The organism is Nocardioides sp. Z50_6 (genome assembly GCF_058215755.1).
The window spans coordinates 332,472-351,265 of record NZ_JBZAJB010000002.1 but is presented as its reverse complement, the minus strand read 5'-3'; the positions used below and the strand labels follow the sequence as shown (position 1 = coordinate 351,265).

The following is an 18,794-nucleotide window of genomic DNA, read 5'->3' as shown; positions in this document are numbered from 1 at the left end:
CTCCGGGATGGGAGAACCAGGGGTCGTGCGCGCCACCACCCGCCTACTTCAACACGCTTCCGTAGCCCGCGCACCCGCTACGACCGAACCGCACGTTGCTCGCGCCCTTCGTATCAACGGTATGCGACGCTCAACGCGTGTCCAAATAGTGGCATAGACGGGCTGTTCTGAGCGTAAGTTGTCGGTGGTTCCTGGTTGAGTTGTCGCATCGGTCGGGGCCCGTTCGGGGGGCTCCGGCCTCTGGTGACGGGGGTCCGGGGATGTACGTCGACGACACAGTGGGTGCGGGGGTGGGGACGCACCCGATCTCCCGTGCCTGCACCGTGATCTCGGCCGCGTTGGACGCCACCGTCGAGGTCGATCCGGTGTTCTTGTCCGCGGCCGCGCACCGGGAAGCGTTGTTGGAGCTGACCCGGTTGGGTGACCGGCTGGAGTCGTTGCGGATGCGGGTCATCCACGCCGCCGGCGCCCCCGGCGGCATCGCCGAAGCCGACGGGGCCCGGTCACCCGCCGCCTGGCTGGCCGCACGGACCCGGTCGGGGTTCGGACCCGCCCGCGCCGCGGAGAAGCTCGCCGACGCGCTGACCACCCGGTGGTTGCTGGTCGGGGCCGGGTTGGAGGACGGGCGGGTCACCCTGCCCCAGGCGAGGGTGATCGCCAAGGCGTTGGATGCTTTGGTCACCGACCCCATCCCCGGCGAAGAGATCCCCACCGACGTGCTGGCCCGGGCCGAAGCCCACCTGGTGGAGGCCGCGACGATGTTCGACCCGGTGCACCTCGAACGGCTCGGCGCGAAGATCCTCGAGGTCGTCGCCCCCGGCACCGCCGACGAGCACGAGAAGAGGGCCCTGGACCGAGCCCAACACCGCGCCAACACCGCCACCCGGTTGACCTTCCGCCGGCGCGGTGACGGCGCCACCGACATCGCAGCCCGGGTCCCCGACGCGGTCGCGGCCCGGTTGCGCACGGTGTTGGACGCGTGGACCTCCCCCAAGCAGGACGCCGGGAAGGATGCTGGGGCGGCGACGCCGTTCGGCGGGTTCGCCCAACGCGACCCCGCCACCGGGATCCGGCTCCCCCAAGAGCGGTTGCACGGGCAGGCGTTCCTGGCGTTCTTGGAGGCCGCCGACCCCAACCGGATGCCGATCCACGGCGGTGCCGGCACCCGGGTGGTGGTCACCATCGACCTCACCCAGCTCCGCCAAGACCTGGGGATCGGGACCATCATCAGCAACGGTGACCAGGCCACCCCGATCACCGCCTCGGAGGCACGACGGCTGGCCTGTCAGGCGGGGATCATCCCCGCCGTCCTCGGCACCGACGGGGTCCCGCTCGACATGGGGAGGTCGACCCGGTTCTTCACCCCGCAGCAGCGGCTGGCGAAGTCGCTGACTCATCGGGTTTGCGCCACCGAGGGGTGCACGGTCCCGTCGACGTGGTGCGAGGCCCACCACGGCCGTGATCCCTGGGGCCACGGCGGCAACTCCGACCTCGCTGATCTGACCTTCCTCTGCCCCTGGCACCACCACCGCGCCCACGACACCGCCTACACCACCCACAAGCTCCCGAACGGAGACGTCCGCTTCACTCGCCGCACGTAGACCGCAAGCAGCGGGATCCGTCACCAGTCGAAGGCCAGCTTGGCCGCCACGAAGAGCATCGTCGCCGCGATCACCAGCTCGAGCACCTGCCAGGCCCGGGGGCGGGCCAGCAGCGGGGCGAGCCCGCGGGCACCGAATCCGAGTCCGCTGAACCAGACGACGCTCGCGACGACCGCCCCCGTGCCGAAGGCCCAGCGCCCATCGACCAAGCCCTCGCCGAGCCCGCTCACGGGGCCGCTGTGGGTGGCCGCGATGGAGCCCACGAGCAGGACGGTGTCGAGGTAGACGTGCGGGTTGAGCCAGGTCAGCGCCACCGCCTTGCCGACCACGGTCCTCCGGGACTCCGAGGAGTCGGACCCCGCGCGATCGGCGCGCAGCGACTCGCTCGCGAAGGCCCGGCGCAGCGAGTGAGCGGCGTACCAGAGCAGGAAGGCCACGCCGAGCCATCGGACGACGTCGACCACCCACCCCGCGCGGTCGACGATCGCCCCGATCCCGCTGACCCCGGCCGCGATCAGCACCGCGTCGGAGACGGCACAGACGAGCACCACCGGCCCGACGTGCTGCCGCAGGATCCCCTGCCGGAGCACGAACGCGTTCTGCGCCCCGATGGCGACGATGAGCGAGCCGCCGGTCAGGAAACCGGCCAGGAGAGGTGCGAGCACGTGCGCACGCTAGAGCGTCGACGTGTCCGACCGACAGCGACCCCTGCTTCAGCCGGTGAAGGAGCCTTCATCATTCAGCCGAGCCCCGAGCCCCGAGCCCCGAGCCCCGAGCCCCGAGCCCCGAGCCCCGAGCCCCGAGCCCCGAGCCGGGCCAGCGCCGACGCCGCGGCCGCCGCGCCGCCGGCCGACGCGAACGACTTCGCGATCCGGGTGGCGGCACCGCGCAGATCCTCGTCGGTCAGCGCGGTGCCGATCGCGGTGCGCAGCTCCTCGGCCCGCACACGGGCGAACCGCACCCGGACTCCGGCCCCGGCCTGCACCACCTGGTCGGCGACCACCGGCTGGTCGTCCCGGATCGGCGCCACCACCAGCGGGAGCCCGGCGGCCAGCGACTCGCAGACCGTGTTGTGGCCCGCGTGCGAGACCACCGCGTCGACCCGCTGGAGCAGCGCGAGCTGCGGTACCCGGGGCCGGACCACGACGTTGGCCGGCGGGTCCGGGACCAGCTCGGGGGGTGCCACGAAGACCGCCTGCCACGGCTGGTCCCGGCACGCCTCGGCGGCGACCCCCCAGAAGCGGGCACCCGCTTCCGCATTGAGGGTCCCGAGCGAGACCAGCACGGTCGGGAGCGAGGCGTCGAGGAGCTCCCAGTCGAAGTCGTCCTCCTCCGGCCGTCCGGCGACGGCCGGGCCGACGAAGGTGACCGGGGAGTCGACGGCGAGCGGTCCGACCAGCTCGGCCGTCGTGTAGGCCAGCAGCAGGTGCTCGGAGACCCGGAGGTCTCCCGCCTCGGCCACCTCGGTGGGGATCCCGTGGACCAGCTGGAGCTCGACCCGCTTGCGGTGCATCGCCTCCGCGACCAGCGGCAGCCCCGACAGTGGGTCCACCAGCTCGGCGGACGTGGTCGCCGACGTGGCCCACGGCAGGCCGCGGCGCCGCCCGACCACGGCCCCGGCCAGCGCCTGCTGGTCGACGACGAGCACGTCGGCCCCGAATGCCGCGACCGCGGCGTCGACCCCCTCGACCATCGCGTCGGCCAGCGGCAGCAGCACGTCCTCCTGGAGGAACTTGAACGCCGCGGCCCCGCGCAGGTCGCTGCGCCGTGCGCCCATCTCCTCGGCGTACCCCGTGACCTCCGCCGTCGTCGCCGCCAGGAACGTGGCGCCGGCGGGCAGCAGGTGCTCGACCGTGCCCGGGACGCCGGTCCAGGCGACCCGGTGCCCGGCGGCCACCAGCTCGGCGGCCACCGGCACGGTCGGGTTGACGTGCCCGGTGAACGGCGGGACGACGAAGAGGAAGCGCAGGTCGGTCGGGGTCGCCTCGGTCATCAGGCTCAGGCTCCGGCGGTGGCAGCGGTGATAGCGGTGGCGGCGGTCGAAGGGGACGCCGCGGTCGCAGCGGTGGGAGCGGTGGGAGCGGCGCGCTGGCGCGCCATCCACTCCAGCGCCCGCTCGCGGACCAGCTCGCTGCGCTCGGTGAGCAGCGAGTGCGTGGTGCCCGGCACGATCTCGAGCTCGCAACCGGGGATCTGGGTCTCCAGCGCCTCGGCGAGGTGGAGGATGTCGGACTCGCTGCCGTACATCGCCCGCACCGGGCAGGCGATCTGCGGCAGCCAGCCGATCGGCTGCTCGTCCTTGAGGTCCTGGATCAGCGTGGTGTCGGCCAGGAACCGCTCGGCCCGCCGGGCCAGGCGGGACATCCGGCGGTCCCCGTTGTTCTCGATCCACTCCTGCGAGGTGTTCTCGTCGAGGCCGAACGCCGCCAGCGCGAGACTGCCGGCCATGTGCTCGGCCCACCCCTCGACGGCGAAGTGGGCCTCGACCAGGAAGAGGCTGGCCACCCGCTCGGGGTGCCGGTTGGCGAGCGCCAGCGCCACCACGGCGCCGAAGCTGTTGCCGAACAGGTGCACCGGCTCGTCGATCTCCCACTCGTCGAGCAGCGCCACCAGGTCGTCGACCTGGTGCTCCACGCCGTAGCCGGACGCCGGCTGGTCGGTGCGCCCGTGGCCGCGCAGGTCGTAGAGGTGCACGTCGCAGGTCAGCGCCAGCGGGTGGGCCAGGGTGTAGAACCAGCTGGAGAGGTTGTCGATCACCAGTCCGTGCAGCATCACCACGGGCGGGCGGGGGCCGCCGTCCGCCGGCTCGCCGTCGCCGCGGATCACCTGGACGTGGAAGCTCAGCCCGTTGGCCTGCACGTGCGGCACGCCGTCAGCCCTTCACCGAGGTGACCACGAAGTCGACGACCTGACCGACGGTGAGGCCGATGACCTCGTCGAGCTGCATGCCGGCCATCCAGCCGACGAAGTCGACCCGGTCGCCGTAGGTGGCCAGCAGCTGGTCGGCGAGCGCGACGAACTCGATGCTCTCCAGCTGCAGGTCGGCGTCGAACGACGTCTCGTCGGTCAGCGGGCCGTCGAGCAGCAGGTCGTCGCCGACCACGTCGGTGAGGATCCGCTCGAGGTCGGCCCGCACCTGCTCGCGGCTCGGTACGGCGGTGGTCGCCTCAGTCATGGTTGGGGGCGGGAACTGTCCAGGCAACGACGTACTCCTCACGTGCGGCGGACGCCGGGGTGGCGGCCGCGGGGTGGTGTGCGGGATCGGGGTGGGTCAGGGAGCGGGTGGCGACCCACTGGTCGCCGACGCGCAGGTGGTTGCGGTCGACCTCGACGACCTCGAAGTCCTTGGGCCGGCCCTGCAGCCCGGTGCCCAGGGCCTTGGCCGCGGCCTCCTTGGCGGCCCACCACCGGGTGAGCTCGCGGTCCCGGTCGCCCCCGGAGACGCGCTCGAAGAGCTCGTGCTCCTCGGCGGAGAGGGAGGCGGCCTCGAAGATCGCCGAGCGTTCGGCGACGAGCTCGATGTCGATGCCGACCGGCTCGCCCAGGGAGGTGAGGGCGACCCCGAGCGCGCCGGAGTGCGCGATGGAGACCGACAGGTCCAGCTCGGTCGGGGTGGTCACCACCGGGCGGCCGGACTCCTCGTTGTGGACCTGGACCTCCACGGGGAAGAGCGGCCGCAGGCCCCGCTCGAGCACCTCGCGGCGGACGGCGTCCTTGGCAGCGATGCGCCCCAGCAGCCAGGTCCGCTGGGCGCGGGGGTTGCGGGAGTGGTAGTCGGCGCGCTCGGCCACGCCGAGGAAGCGGCGCATCACCAGGTCGCGCGAGGGCGAGTCGGGCCACCCCTCGCGGACCAGCATCCAGCCGCCGGGCTGGGGCTCGGCGAGCAGGTGGGGCCGCGGCGTCTTGAGCACCGCGAAGAGCCGGTCGTCGGACTGGAAGCGCCGGTCCTCCCAGCCCTCGATCCGGCACCACAGCTCGCCGTCGACGAGCAGCTCGAGGTCGGCCCGGACGGCGTCGTCGGTGAGCTCGGTGCAGTGGGCCACGCAGTCGACGGGGGTGCCCGGCGCCGGGTGCGGACCGAAGTAGGCGATCGAGTCCATGGTGGTGGGCAGCACCATCCGGTCCTTGTCGACCGCGCACGCGAACCAGTAGCCGAAGAGCTGGCCGGCGTTGTCGAGCAGTGCCCCCGGCGCGTTCTGGCTCTCCAGGGTGCCGCGGACGCCGTCGCCGCCGAAGACCTCGATCGAGCGGATGCCCTGGTAGGCGGGGCCGTGGAAGAGGTGGCGGCGGGAGTAGATCTCCGGGACCGGGCACGGCATCTCCAACCGGCCTCGGATCGCCCGGTCCCACGGGCGCGGCGGGGCGGGGTGGCGAGCCGCGACGTGGACCAGGGCGCGGGCGTGGCCGTCGACGCTGGTGCGCACCACGGTCGTCCCCACGGGGGCCTGGGCGGTGGCGATGGGGTCGATCGCGGCCCGCACGGTCACCTCGACCGGCGGGTCGACCGCGAGCCACTTGAAGGCGCGGATCGACTCCACCCGGACCGTCACCGCGCCGGGGACGAGGGCCTCGGCCTCCTCGGTCAGCATCTGCACGATCCCGGTCATCGGCACCAGCGGGAAGGTGTCCTCGGTGTCGGGCCAGTCCGGGGGCTGCTCGAAGAAGGCGTGGTCGAGCCACCACGGCTGGTCGACGACCGAGAGCCGGGCCGTGCGCTGACGGCTGGCCGCCGGCCCCGCGGCGGGCGCGGGGATGCCAGCCGGGACGCCGCCGGGCATGCCGCCCGGGATGCCGCCCGGGATGGCACCCGGCGCCGACGGGACGCCCGGTGCCGGCGGGGGGACGGGTGCGGGTCCGGTGCCGGCCGGTCGCGCCGGGGGGAGCGGGGCCGCCGGGGTGTGGTGCGCGGCGGGGGCGCTGCGCACCCGGCGCACCGGGCGCACCAGACCGGGGGTGGTGGCGGCGTGCAGGACCGCGCGCGCGGCGTCCGCGCTCTCGGTGAGGAACGCCTCGTACTCGGCGAGCAGGGCGGCCGGAAGGCCGCGTGTCGTCTCGCTCGGCGCAGGGGATCGGGCGGGGGCGGGCGCCTGCGTGGTGACGGGCACGGGGGCGGTCGCGGCGGCCCCCGGGAGCTCGAGGGCACTGAGGTCGATCTCCGCGCCGGTGCTCCACAGGGCGGCGGCCACCCGGCGCAGCTGGCCCAGGCCGCTGGTCCGCGCGCTGGCGGCCGCGACGGTCAGCACGTCCTCGTGGCGCAGGGTGTCGTCGACGAACCCCAGCAGGCTTCCCGTGCCGAGCTGCACGAAGGCCCGCACGCCCTCGGCGTGGAGACGCTCGGTGAGGCCTCGGAAGCGGACCGGCTCCACCAGGTGGCGCAGGGAGAGGGCGGTGATCCCCTCGCGGTCGTCTGGATAGGTGGCGCAGGTGGTCGCCGACCACAGCGGCACGCGCGCGGGCAGCAGCGGCAGGTGGCTGAACTGGGACCACATCGCCTCGACCAGCGGAGCGAAGAGGGGGGAGTGGAAGCCGGAGCGGAACGGCAGCTCCTGAGCGAGCACCTTGCGGGCCGCCGCCCGCTCGCGCACCGTCTCGGCGGCCCCGGCCGGAGCACAGACGATCGACTGGTGCGGGCAGTTGTCGTGCGAGACGTGGGCGTCGTCGAGGCCCGCCACCAGCTCCTCGGTGACCTCCACCCCGCACCCGAGCGCCACGAAGACCACGTCGGAGAACTGGATGTCGCCCGGGCGCAGGCTCGCCAGCAGTGCGTCGAGGGAGGCGTCCGGCACCATCCCGGAGACCACCTGACCGGTCCACTCGCCCAGGCTGTGGCCGGCGATGAGGTCGGGGCGGACCCCCATCCGCTCCAGGGCCCCCGCCAGCAGCCGGCCGACGGCGATGATGCCGCGGCCCTGGTCCTGCAGTTCGGTGCTGTCGGGCAGGCCGGGCCAGGGCAGGTCGAAGTGTTCGGCCACGTCGCCGACCCGCGGGGCGAACTCGGGCTCCACGCCCGGGAAGAGGAACGCCACCTTGCCGCCCGAGGAGACCAGGCCGTCGGGGTCGAACCAGACGTCGTTGCGGCCCCGGAAGGCGGTCCCGCGGGCCAGCACCTTGGCGGCCAGCGCCAGCCGCCGGGCGTCGGGAGCCACCACGGCCAGCCGGGCGGGGCCCCCGGCCGGCACCGGCCGCTCGACGCGCTCCTCGGCGGGCGGGGCCGTCCACGCCTCCAGCTGGGCGGTCAGGTCGGCAGCGTCGCGCCCCGCGAGGAGCAGCAGCTCCTCGCGCTCGGCGACAGGGTGCGGGCCGGGCCGGCCCGTCGGGTCAGTCACGGCCCGGCGAGCCCGGCATCCGTGAGTCCTGCAGCGGCGAGCCGTGCAGGTGCTGACCGAGCCCGGAGCGGTCCAGGGGAGGTGCGAAGGCCTCGGGGTCGCCGCACATCACCACCAGCTGGGAGGGGCCCTCCTGGGCGGCGACCTGCTGGAGCAGCGCCCGGACGCCGTCGTGGGGGTCGAGCATGCCGATGCCGCGACGGGCGTACTCGCGCTCCAGCTCGGGGGAGACCATGCCGCCCCCGGCCCACGGGCCCCAGTCGAGGCTCAGCACCCGGCAGCCCTGCCGTCCGTCGTGGGCGCGGGCCAGCGTGTCCAGCGCGTCGTTGGCGGCGGCGTAGTCGACCTGGCCCTTGTTGCCGAAGACCCCGCTGACGCTGCCGAAGAGGGCGACGAACCGCATCCCCAGGTGGAGCCGGGACAGGATCGTGAGGGCGCCCTCGACCTTGGTCCCGTAGACGCGGTCGAAGCTCTCGTCGCTCTTGTCGCGCGCCAGCCTGTCCTCCAGCACGCCCGCCCCGTGGACGACGCCGTCCAGCCGGCCGAACCGCTGGTGCAGGTCGTCGAGGAGCAGGCCGAAGCGGGGCGAGCGGACGTCGAGGGCGACGTACTCCACCTCGGAGCCGAGCGCCCGGAGCCGGGCGAGGGTGGCGCGCACCTCACGCCCGGCGAGGATCCGGGAGCAGGTGGCCTCGATCTCGGCGGGGGTGCGCAGCTCGCCGATCTCCAGCAGCGCCCGGCGCAGGGCCCGGGTGTCTCCGGCGGCGGCGGTGCGCGGGTCCTCCTCGCCCTCGGGCAACGGGGAGCGGCCCACGAGGACCAGGCGGCAGGCCGCCCGCTGGGCGAGGGCCTCGGCGACCCGGGCGGTGATGCCGCGGGCGCCGCCGGTGATCACCACCACCGACTCCGCCTCCAGCGGCAGGCCGGGGTCCTGGTCGGCGAGGCGGCGGGCCGGGCCGACGGTGCGGCTGGCCCGGTGGCCACCGACCCAGGAGATCGAGGTCGGGGCGTCGAGGTCGAGCAGCTCGTCGACCAGGGTCGCGGAGAGCGGCACGAGGTCCTCGTCGCGGAGGTCCGCCTCGCAGACCTCGACCGCACGGACCAGCACGTCGGAGCGCTCCCGGGCCAGGGAGCGCAGCAGGCCGGCGACGCCCGTCGGCGTGCCGTCGGAGTGCAGCGCGACGCCGACGGTGAGCAGTCGGCGCGCCTTGCCCTCGAGGGCGGGGCGCAGGCCGGCGAAGACCCGCCGGGCGTCCGTCGCCGGGTCGCCCGCGGTCGCCGAGAGGTCGACGAGGACGTCGGCTCCGCCCAGGTCGGCCTCGCCCCGGACGGTGGGCCGGCCGGAGGCGTCGTGCGTCACGGTGACGACCGCCGCGCCGGCGTTGGCCAGGGCCCACTCGACCCCGGCGGTGAGGCCGGGGTGTCCGGCGACCAGGGCCACCCGGGAGCCCGCCAGGTCGCCGAGGGGGACGGTGGGGCCCAGCGGCTGGCTGCGCACCTCGAAGAGGTGGGTGACCGCCGGGACGGCGTGCTCCGCGGGGGCGGGCTCCTGCGGCGCCGGTGCCGGTGGCGGTGCCGGTGCCGTTACGGCGGCGGGCTGGGCGACCGGCGTCGGGTCGACCGGCGTCGGGTCGGCCGGCGTCGGGTCGGCCGGCGTCGGGTCGGCCGGCGTCGGTTGGGCGGCGGGGCCCTGCTGGGACTCGATCCAGCCGACCAGGGCGCGGAGCGTCTTGTGCTTGGCGAGCTCCTCGACGACCGACTCGTCGAGCCCGGCCCCGTCGAGCCCGGCCCCGTCGCTCCCGGGGACGGCGGGCCCGCCCAGTCCGATGCGCTCGGCGAGCTCGCCGACGATCTCGATGCGCTTGATGGAGTCGATGCTGAGGTCGGCCTCGAGGTCGAGGTCGGGGTCGAGCATCTCCACCGGGTAGCCGGTGCGGTCGCTGACCACGCCCTGGACGGCGGCGAGCAGCTCGGCACCGGAGAGCTCGGCACCGGCGGGCACGGCGGCGGGCGCGGCGGCGGGCGTTGCGCGCTCGGGCGCGGCCTGCTGGGGCGCGGCCTGGTTCGCTGCGGCGGCGGGCTGGTCGGCCGGTGTCGGGTCGGCCGGCGTCGGTTGGGCGGCGGGGCCCTGCTGGGACTCGATCCAGCCGACCAGGGCGCGGAGCGTCTTGTGCTTGGCGAGCTCCTCGACGACCGACTCGTCGAGCCCGGCCCCGTCGGTCCCGGCCCCGTCGGCCCCGGGGACGGCGGGCCCGCCCAGTCCGATGCGCTCGGCGAGCTCGCCGACGATCTCGATGCGCTTGATGGAGTCGATGCTGAGGTCGGCCTCGAGGTCGAGGTCGGGGTCGAGCATCTCCACCGGGTAGCCGGTGCGGTCGCTGACCACGCCTTGGACGGCGGCCAGCAGCTCGGCCGTGCTCCGGACCCCCGCAGGTGCGGCGGGTGCCGGGGCAGCGGGCACAACGGCGGGTGCGGCGGCCATGGGAGCCGCGCTCGCGGCGCCAGGGTGAGCGGTCGGAGCGGCGCCGGCGGCCGGCCCGACACCGGGCACGACGGCGGGCACGGCAGCGGGCGGCAGCCCGGGCAGCGCAGGCAGGCCGGGCGCCCCGGCCGCCGGCACCTCGGCGCCCAGGTAGCGCAGCATCACGTCCCGCTCGGCGGAGACCATCTCGCGCAGGCCGCGCAGGTACTCCTGCACGACCACGGAGACGCCGTCGTCCGGCGCCTCGGCGAACCCCGCCGGGGCGGCGGTGAACCCAGCCGGGACGGCGGTGGGCGCAGCCGGGACCGCGGCGGCGTCAGCGGGATCAGAGCTCACGGGTGCTCCCTGGGGGTAGGCGGTGGAGGCGGCCCCGGGCCCGGCGTGGGCGCTCGCGGCGAGCGGCGGCATCGTGGGCGCGGCCTGGAAGCTGCCCCGGATCGGGCTGCCGTCGGCGCCCCGGACGAACGCGCCGTCCACCGTCCAGGCGGGGCCGGGCGCCGGCAGTGAGGGCAGGTCGAGGGCCTCGGTGCGTCCCTCGAAGAGCGCGGTGGGATCGACGGGCACGCCGAGGGTGGCGAGCTGGCCGACCGCGGCGAGGAAGCGGCGCAGGCCGGGCTCGCCGGAGGCGTCGGTGGCGACCATGGCGTGCGGGCGGTCGCCGAGGATCTTGGCGACCTGCTGGGTCAGCACCCGGCCGGGGCCCGCCTCGACGAAGACCCGGACGCCGGCGGCGTACATCGACTCGACCTGCTCGACGAACCGGACGCCGGTGCTCACCTGGTCGGCGAGCAGTCGGCGTACGGCCTCGGGGTCGTCGCCCGGGTAGGGCTCGGCGGTGGTGTTGGACCACACCGGGAACCGGGGGGCGGCGACCGGCAGGTCGGCGAGCCGGTGGGCGAGGAGCTGTCCGGCCTCGGCGACCAGGGGCGAGTGGAACGCGCAGGCCACCGGGATCACGGTCGCCTTGACGCCGTCGGTGTGTAGGACGGCGACGGCCTCGTGGACGGCGTCCGTGGGGCCGGAGACGACCACCTGGCGCGGGCCGTTGTGGTTGGCCACCACCAGGGTGGGCCACGCCTCGAGCCGGGCGGAGACCTCCTCGATGGGCAGCGCGACGGCCGCCATGGTGCCGGGGTCGCCGCCGGAGCGCTCGACCGACTCCAGGATCGCCGCGCCCCGCGCGGCGCTCAGCTCGAGCAGGGTGGCGTCGTCGAAGGAGCCGGCCGCGGCCAGGGCGGCGAGCTCGCCGTAGCTGTGGCCGGCGGCGACGTCGGGCTCCACGCCGAGGCGTCGCAGCAGCCGGGTGATCGCCAGGGAGGCGATGCCCAGGGTCGGCTGGGCCACGTCGGTGGCGGTGATCGCGGCCTGCTGGTCGGCCCGCTCCTCGCGGGAGAACGCGGTCGGCGGGAACATCGTGCCGGTCCACCGCGACCCCAGCCGGAGCAGGTCGTCGAGGCCGCCGAAGGTGACGAAGAGGTCCTGGAGCATCCCGGGTCGCTGGCTGCCCTGTCCGGGGTAGAGGAAACCGACCCGGGGGACGCCCGAGGGGTCGAGGCCGGCCTCGGGGTGGGCGACGAAGACGCCGTGGCGGGCGTCGCTGCCGCCGGCGACCCGGTCGAGCTGGGTGGCCAGCTCCTCCAGGCTGTCGGCGACCAGGGCCACCTGGACCGGGCCCCGGCCGCTGTGCGCGACGGCGGCGGCGAGGTCGCGCAGCCGGTGCCGCTGGCCCGCCGGGTCGCTCGCGCGGATCGCGGCCACCTGGTCGGCCAGCTCGGCGACCGCGCGGCGCGCCTCCTCGGCGTCGGGGGCGCGCAGCAGGAAGAGCTCGTGCGGCCAGTGGTCGGCGCCGAAGGCGGGACGGTCGCCCCCGTCGTAGGAGGAGACCAGGGCGTGGAAGTTGGTGCCCCCGAAGCCGAAGGCGCTCACCGCCGCCCGCCGGGTCTCCTGCGGCCAGGGCGCCGGCTTCTCGTGGAAGCGGAACGGGCTGGTCGCGGCGTCGTAGTACGGGTTGGGCGCGACCATGCCGGCGGTCGGCGGCAGCACCCCGTGGTGCACCGCCTTGACGACCTTGATCAGGCCGGCCAGCCCGGCGGCGCACTTGGTGTGCCCGATCTGGGACTTCACCGAGCCCAGGACCGCGGCGCCCGGCTCCACGCCGGACTCGGTGAACAGCTCGGTCAGGGTCGCCATCTCGGTGCGGTCGCCCACCACCGTGCCGGTGCCGTGCGCCTCGACCAGGCCGATCTCGGCGGCGCTGCGGCCGGCCAGGGTCAGTGCTCGCACCACGGCCCGCTGCTGGCCCTCCTTGCGGGGGGCGGTCAGCCCCAGGTGGCGGCCGTCGCTGGAGCCGGCGACGGCGTCGATCACGGCGTAGATCCGGTCGCCGTCGCGCTCGGCGTCGACGCGGCGCTTGAGCACCACGCAGGCGATGCCCTCGCCGAGGGCGATCCCGTCGGCGCTCGCGTCGAAGGTGCGGCAGCGACCCGTGGGGGAGAGCGCCTTGACCGAGGAGAACATCAGGTAGTCGTTGAGGCCGTTGTGCAGGTCGGCGCCGCCGGCCAGCACCAGGTCGGACTGTCCGGTGCGCAGCTCCTTGCAGGCGGCGTCGAGGGCGGCCAGGGAGGAGCCGCAGGCGGCGTCGACGGTGAAGTTGACCCCGCCGAGGTCGAGCCGGTTGGCGATGCGACCGGCGATGACGTTGGCCAGCACGCCGGGGAAGGAGTCCTCGGTGATGGTCGGCAGCCACTCGTCCAGGTCGTCGGGCAGGTCGCCGAGCAGCTGCGGCAGGAACGAGCGGACGCCGTACGCGCTGCCCAGCTCGTTGCCCGACTCGGCGCCGAAGACCACCGAGGCGCGCTCGCGGTCGAAGTGGCGCGTCGCGTAGCCGGCGTCGGCCATCGCCCGGCGGGCGACCTCGAGGCTCAGCAGCTGGACCGGCTCGATCGCGGCCAGCGAGGCCGGCGGGATGCCGTAGGCGAGCGGGTCGAAGCAGATCGCGTCCAGGAAACCGCCCCACTTCGAGGGGGTGTGGCGCCCGGCCTTCTTCGAGTAGGCCTCGGCGTCGTGGTAGAGCTCGGGGTCCCAGCGGTCGGCGGGCACCTCGGTGACCTCGCTGCGACCCGAGAGCACGGTGGCCCAGAACTCCTCGGCACTGGTCGACCCGGGGAAGAACGACTCCATCCCGATGACGGCGATGTCGAAGGGGTCGGCCTCCGGCTCGCGGATGCGGAGCGGCGAGGTCGCCGGGGCGCCCGGGTCGGAGGCCAGCGCGGCGCTGCCCAGGCTGATCTCGGCGTGCAGGGAGGCCACGGTGGTGACCTGGTCGCGCAGGGTGGCGACCTCGCCGATCATGTACATCCCCTGGGCGCGCTGCCGGTCGGCGTCGACCGGAACCAGACCCTCCTCGGTGCGGACGAGGCCCTTGGAGGCGATGCGCAGCCGGCCGAGGTTGAGCGCCTCGAGCTCGGCCCACCGGGCGTTCGCCTCGGTGCCGGCGCTCTCCAGGTCGGCCTTGCGGCGGGCGAAGGCCCGGACGAAGTCGGTCTCCACGCAGCGGGTGGCGTGCCCGGGGGCGGTCTCCAGCAGCACCGTGGTGCCGCACTCGAGCGCGACCTCCTGGAAGGCCGGCTCGATGGCGCCGGCGGCGACGGCCTCCTCGGTGAAGAGGTAGGCGGTGCCCATCAGGACACCGACCTTGGCGCCGCGGGCGGCCAGCGGGGCGAGCACCGCGGCGGCCATCGCGGCCGAGCGGGCGTCGTGGATGCCGCCGGCGAGCATGACGCGCAGCTCGGAGGGGTCGGCGACCTGCATCAGCCGCTCCACCTGGGCGTCCCAGAGGGCGAAGCTGGAGCGGGGACCGACGTGACCGCCGCACTCACGGCCCTCGAAGACGAAGGAGCGCGCACCGTCCTTGAGGAAGCGGTCGAGCAGGCCGGGCGAGGGCACGTGGAGGTAGGTGGCGATCCCCGCCTCCTCCAGCGGAGCCGCCTGGGAGGGCCGCCCGCCCGCGATCAGCGCCAGCGGGGGTGCCACCTCGTGGATGACCTCCAGCTGCTCGGCGCGCAGCTCGGCCGGGGCGAACCCGAGCACCCCGACACCCCACGGGCGGTCGCCGAGGAGCTCGGCGGTCTCGGTGAGCAGCGCCCGGACCTCGTGGCCGGGCATCAGGGCCAGGGCCAGGAACGGGAGCCCGCCGCCCTCGGCGACGGCCGCGGCGAACGACGCGCGGTCGCTGACGCGGGTCATCGGCCCCTGGGCGATGGGGTAGCGGGTGCCGTGCGCGGCGGCGATCCCGGCGCCGGGGGAGAGCGGCGGGGCGGCCGTGGCGGCCTCGAGGTGCTCGGTGACGGCCGACCGCACCGCCTGGACGACGCCGCCCACCGTGACGAACCGCGCGGCCAGCGCGGCGGCCGAGCCGCTGTCCTGGCCCAGCGGCACCAGCTGGCGGTGCAGGTCGGGCCCGAGCATGGCGCGCACCGCGGCCGGGTCGCTCTGCTCCTCCAGCGAGGCGGCCGGCAGGTCGGGGCGGGTGTAGAACCGGACCCCGGCCACGACCCGGGTCTCGCTGCCGTCCATGGCGGCCAGGGCCCGGCGGGCCTCCGCGCCGAGGGAGGACTCGCGCAGCAGGCCGAGCTGGGTGTCCAGGACGACGCCGGCGCCGCCGCCGGCGAGGACGGCGGGCGCGGTGCGCAGGCCGATGCCGCCGCGCAGCCAGACCGGGACGCCGAGCCCGACGACCTGCTGGAAGAGGATGAAGGCCTCGGTCGGGCCGACCACGCCGCCGGCCTCGCGGCCGGAGGCCAGCAGCCCGTGGAAGCCGGCCGCGACGGCCGCCTCGGCCTCCTCGCGGCTGGTGACCTGGGCGAGCAGGGTCCGCCCGGGAGCGGTCCAGGCGGTGACGAGATCGGTGAGGGTGGAGAGCGCTGCGGAGTCCGCGCGGCCGGTGAGCGCCAGCACGACCACCCCGAAGAGGTCCGGGGAGGCGGCGCCGGGGGTCACCGCGGCGCCGGGACGCAGCCAGCACGACGGCGTACGGCGGCGCCGCAGGTCGTCGGCGGCGGTCGCCAGCGCGGCGTCGTGGGGTGCGTCGAGCAGGCCGGTGCCCCCGGCCCGGTGAGCCGCGGCCACCAGACCCGGGTTCGGCTGTGCGCACGGGTCAGCGGCCACGACCACCTGCTGTGATCCGGGCTCGACAGCGCTCATCGCAAGACTCCCTCCGCCTGATGCGACCTCCGCCGGAGCGGATCGGAGCCTGGGAACCTCCCTAGTTACCAGACGGTCACATTCGGTGAGGAGCCACTGTAAGTCGAAACCTACCCAAGCGTAACCGATGTGACGCAGGTCACATTTACCCTCGCGGGAACCATCCTGAACGTTCCACCGTTCGGAATGGATCTGGTGACGTGGCTCACTCGACGTGCGATGCTCTGCGGTCACTGCGAGTCGCCCGCACCGGGGCGGCCAAGCGCTCGAGGCGCCCTTCGGGGGTGCCGGCGGAGGGACGTACGAAGGCATGCATCGACTCGTCGGAAGCGACACCGGCTTCCTCGCCATCGAGGGCCCGAGCCAGACCTCGACCTGCGTCGACGTGGTCCTCCTCGACCCCGGCGCGCAGGGGCCGCTGGACCTCGCCGGTCTCCGGGAGCGGATCGCCTCGCGGCTGCCGGCCACCCCCGGTCTGCGGCGCCGGCTGCGCGAGGTGCCGCTCGGGGTCGCCCACGGGATCTGGGTCGACGACCCCGACTTCGACCTCGACGCTCACCTGGACCACACCACGCTGGCCCCCCCGGGCGGCGAGGACGAGCTGCGGGCGCTGCTGGCGCGGATGCTGCCGGTGGTCCTGGACCGCTCCCGCCCGCTGTGGCGGCTCACCCTGGTCGACGGCCTCGACGGGGGGCGCCAGGCGCTGGTCTTCCGGTTCCACCACACCCTGGCCGACGGGGCGGGGCTGGTGGAGACGATCACCCGGCTGCTCGACGACCGGGCGGAGGGCAGGCCGCCGGCCCCGGGGTCGGAGCCGGCGGCGGTGCCGGCTCACGACCCGGGCGCCGTACGCCTGCTGCTGATCGCCCTCCTGGGCCAGCTGAGGGCCTGGCTCACCGCCCCCGCGCTGCTGGTCCGCACCGTGCGCCGGTTCCGTGCGGTCGAGCGGCGCAAGACCGAGGCCGAGGTGAGGGTGCCCCGGTCGCTGCGCGACTCCCCGCCCTCGGTGCTCAACCGCTCCGCCGACCCGGCGCGCGACTTCGCCCGGGCCCGGCTGTCCCTGGGCGACCTGAAGGCGGTGCGCGACGCCGCCGGCTGCACGCTGAGCGACGTCGCCCTCGCGGTGGTCGCCGGGGCGCTGCGCGCCTACCTGCTCGAGCGCGACGAGCTGCCCGAGACTCCGCTGGTCGCCAACGTCCCCGTCGGCAACGACCCGGCCGGGGCCGGCCCCCGCACCACCGGCAACCACTTCTCCAACTACTTCACGCTGCTCCCCACCGACCTGGCCGACCCGCGCGAGCGGCTCGCGGCGGTGTCGGCCGGCACCGCCGAGGCCAAGCTCCAGCTCGAGCTGCAGGGCAAGGACACCGTCCCGGCCTGGATCGACCGCGTCCCGCCGGCGCTGGCCGCCCGGCTGGCCGGCCGGATGGCGGCCCGGCAGCGTGAGGGCGCGGTCGCACCCGACTGCAACGTGCTGATCTCCAACATGCGGGTGCCCGCCCCATGGACCTTCCGCGGGCAGGAGGTGCCCGACTTCTTCATGACCGGCCCGGTCGCCGACGGCGCCGGCCTCAACATCACCCTGACCGGCTACGGCGAGCACCTGACCCTGTCGGTCGTGGTCAACCCGAGCGCCGTCGCGCAGCCCGCCGAGCTCGCGCGCCTCCTCGAGGAGGGCATGGCCGAGCTCCGCCGGGCCTGTGCGGCCGGCCGACCGGAGGTGGCCTGATGCGTCGGCTCAACGGGGAGGACGCCGGCTTCCTCTACATGGAGCAGCCCGAGCAGCCGATGAACTCGATGGCCGTGGGGGTGCTGGAGCCCGGCGAGCCGCTGACCCTCGACGACCTGCGAGGGCACCTGGCCTCCCGCCTCGAGGAGCTTCCGTCCTTCCGGTGGCGCATCCTCCCGGTGCCGCTGCGCCTCCACCACCCGGTCGCCGTGCCCGACCCCGACTTCGTCCTCGACCGGCACCTGCGCCACGTGACCCTGCCACCCGGCGAGGGGGACGAGGCGGGTCTCGACGCGCTCTTCGCCCGGCTCGCCGAGGAGCACCTCGACCGCGGCCGGCCGCTGTGGCAGGCGGTGCTCGTGGACGGCCTCGACGGGGGCCGCCAGGCGCTGGTCGTGAAGTACCACCACTGCCTGGCCGACGGGGTGGCCGGCATCTACAACTTCTCCCGCCTCTTCAGCGACGCCGCCCACCCCCCGGCGGCCCAGCCCGCCTTCGCGCCCACCGCGCTGCCGGGCCGGGCCCGGCTGGTGGCCGGCGCGCTCGCCGACCACGCCCGGGCGCTGGTCCGGCTGCCCGGGCTGCTGCTGCGCACCGCCCTGGGCATCCGCGCGGTCCGGGCGCGACGGCGTACGGCGAGCGTGGAGGTGCCGGGCTTCGACGGCCAGGCGCCGTGGACCCCGCTCAACGACGCATTCACCCCCGCCCGCCGCTACGTCCGCGCGGCGATCCCGCTCGACGGGGTCAAGCAGATCAAGGACGCCTCCGGGGGCACGCTCAACGACGTGGTGCTGGCCGTCGTGGCCGGGGCGCTGTGCCGCTACCTGCCGACCCGGGGCGGGCTGCCCGAGCGCGCCCTGCTCACCACCGTGCCGGTGAGCACCGAGGAGACGCACGCGCTGACCCGCCAGTGGGGCAACCACTTCTGGAGCTTCACCACCACCCTGGCCACCGACGTCGCCGACCCGTGGGAGCGGCTGGCGGCGATCGGCGCGAGCGCCCGGGAAGGCAAGCAGCGCCTGGAGGCGCTGGGGGTGGGGCTGGTGCCGGACTGGCTCGACGTCCTGCCGCCGCTCCTGGTGGAGCCGGCGGCCCGGAGCATGCTGGAGCGCGGGCGGCAGGCGACGGACTCCGTCGACGCCACCATCCTGGTCTCCAACGTCCGGGGCCCCGCGGAACCCTGGTCGCTGCGCGGGCGCACCGTGGTCGACCTGCACGTCGACGGGCCGCCGAGCAACGGCGTCGGAGTCAACGTGATGGTCTGGAGCTACGGCGACCGGCTGTTGCTGGGCTGCCTGGCCTTCGCGGACGCCCTCGACGACCCGGCCGGGTTCCGGCAGGCGCTCCTGGAGAGCTATGACGAGCTGCGGGCGCTGGCCGAGGAGCGCCGCGGACGGGTCGCCTAGCCGGCACCGGGCCTGCTCGGCCTGCTCGGCCTGCTCGGCCTGCTCGGC

At 75.3% G+C, this 18,794-nt stretch carries 9 protein-coding genes; 3 read left to right on the top strand and 6 right to left on the bottom strand.

Going from position 1 to position 18,794, the window contains the following annotated elements:
- Positions 1-260: 260 nt before the first annotated feature.
- Complete coding sequence (locus AC4BGE_RS06345; RefSeq protein WP_490574707.1) at positions 261-1,601, top strand: HNH endonuclease signature motif containing protein; 1,341 nt, start codon at positions 261-263, stop codon at positions 1,599-1,601.
- Between the two features lie 20 nt (positions 1,602-1,621).
- Here AC4BGE_RS06345 and AC4BGE_RS06340 read toward each other — a convergent pair whose 3' ends face one another.
- From AC4BGE_RS06340 to AC4BGE_RS06315, 6 genes are all read right to left on the bottom strand, one after another.
- The gene (locus tag AC4BGE_RS06340) at positions 1,622-2,266 is read right to left on the bottom strand and encodes a LysE/ArgO family amino acid transporter (protein ID WP_490570645.1); all 645 of its coding nucleotides are present in this window, start codon (positions 2,264-2,266) and stop codon (positions 1,622-1,624) included.
- A gap of 74 nt (positions 2,267-2,340) precedes the next feature.
- On the bottom strand, positions 2,341-3,594 hold the full coding sequence (locus AC4BGE_RS06335; RefSeq protein WP_490574706.1) for a glycosyltransferase: 1,254 nt from the start codon (positions 3,592-3,594) through the stop codon (positions 2,341-2,343).
- Between the two features lie 5 nt (positions 3,595-3,599).
- Entirely contained in the window at positions 3,600-4,469 is an 870-nt protein-coding gene (locus AC4BGE_RS06330; protein ID WP_490574705.1) for an alpha/beta fold hydrolase, read from the bottom strand.
- 4 nt (positions 4,470-4,473) lie between these two features.
- On the bottom strand, positions 4,474-4,776 hold the full coding sequence (locus AC4BGE_RS06325; protein ID WP_490570642.1) for a hypothetical protein: 303 nt from the start codon (positions 4,774-4,776) through the stop codon (positions 4,474-4,476).
- A complete protein-coding gene (locus tag AC4BGE_RS06320; RefSeq protein WP_490574704.1) occupies positions 4,769-7,927 on the bottom strand; it encodes a type I polyketide synthase in 3,159 nt (1,052 codons plus the stop codon). The genes AC4BGE_RS06325 and AC4BGE_RS06320 overlap by 8 nt, the downstream gene beginning before the upstream one ends.
- Entirely contained in the window at positions 7,920-15,611 is a 7,692-nt protein-coding gene (locus AC4BGE_RS06315; RefSeq protein ID WP_490574703.1) for an SDR family NAD(P)-dependent oxidoreductase, read from the bottom strand. Before AC4BGE_RS06315 ends, AC4BGE_RS06320 begins: the two co-directional genes overlap by 8 nt.
- 310 nt (positions 15,612-15,921) lie before the next feature.
- On the opposite strand from AC4BGE_RS06315, the gene AC4BGE_RS06310 reads away from it, so the two are divergent.
- Both AC4BGE_RS06310 and AC4BGE_RS06305 read left to right on the top strand, forming a co-directional pair.
- A complete protein-coding gene (locus tag AC4BGE_RS06310; RefSeq protein ID WP_490574702.1) occupies positions 15,922-17,340 on the top strand; it encodes a wax ester/triacylglycerol synthase family O-acyltransferase in 1,419 nt (472 codons plus the stop codon).
- Positions 17,340-18,746, top strand: a complete 1,407-nt coding sequence (locus AC4BGE_RS06305; RefSeq protein WP_490570638.1) for a wax ester/triacylglycerol synthase family O-acyltransferase — start codon at positions 17,340-17,342, stop codon at positions 18,744-18,746. Before AC4BGE_RS06310 ends, AC4BGE_RS06305 begins: the two co-directional genes overlap by 1 nt.
- The last annotated feature ends 48 nt before the right edge of the window (positions 18,747-18,794 follow it).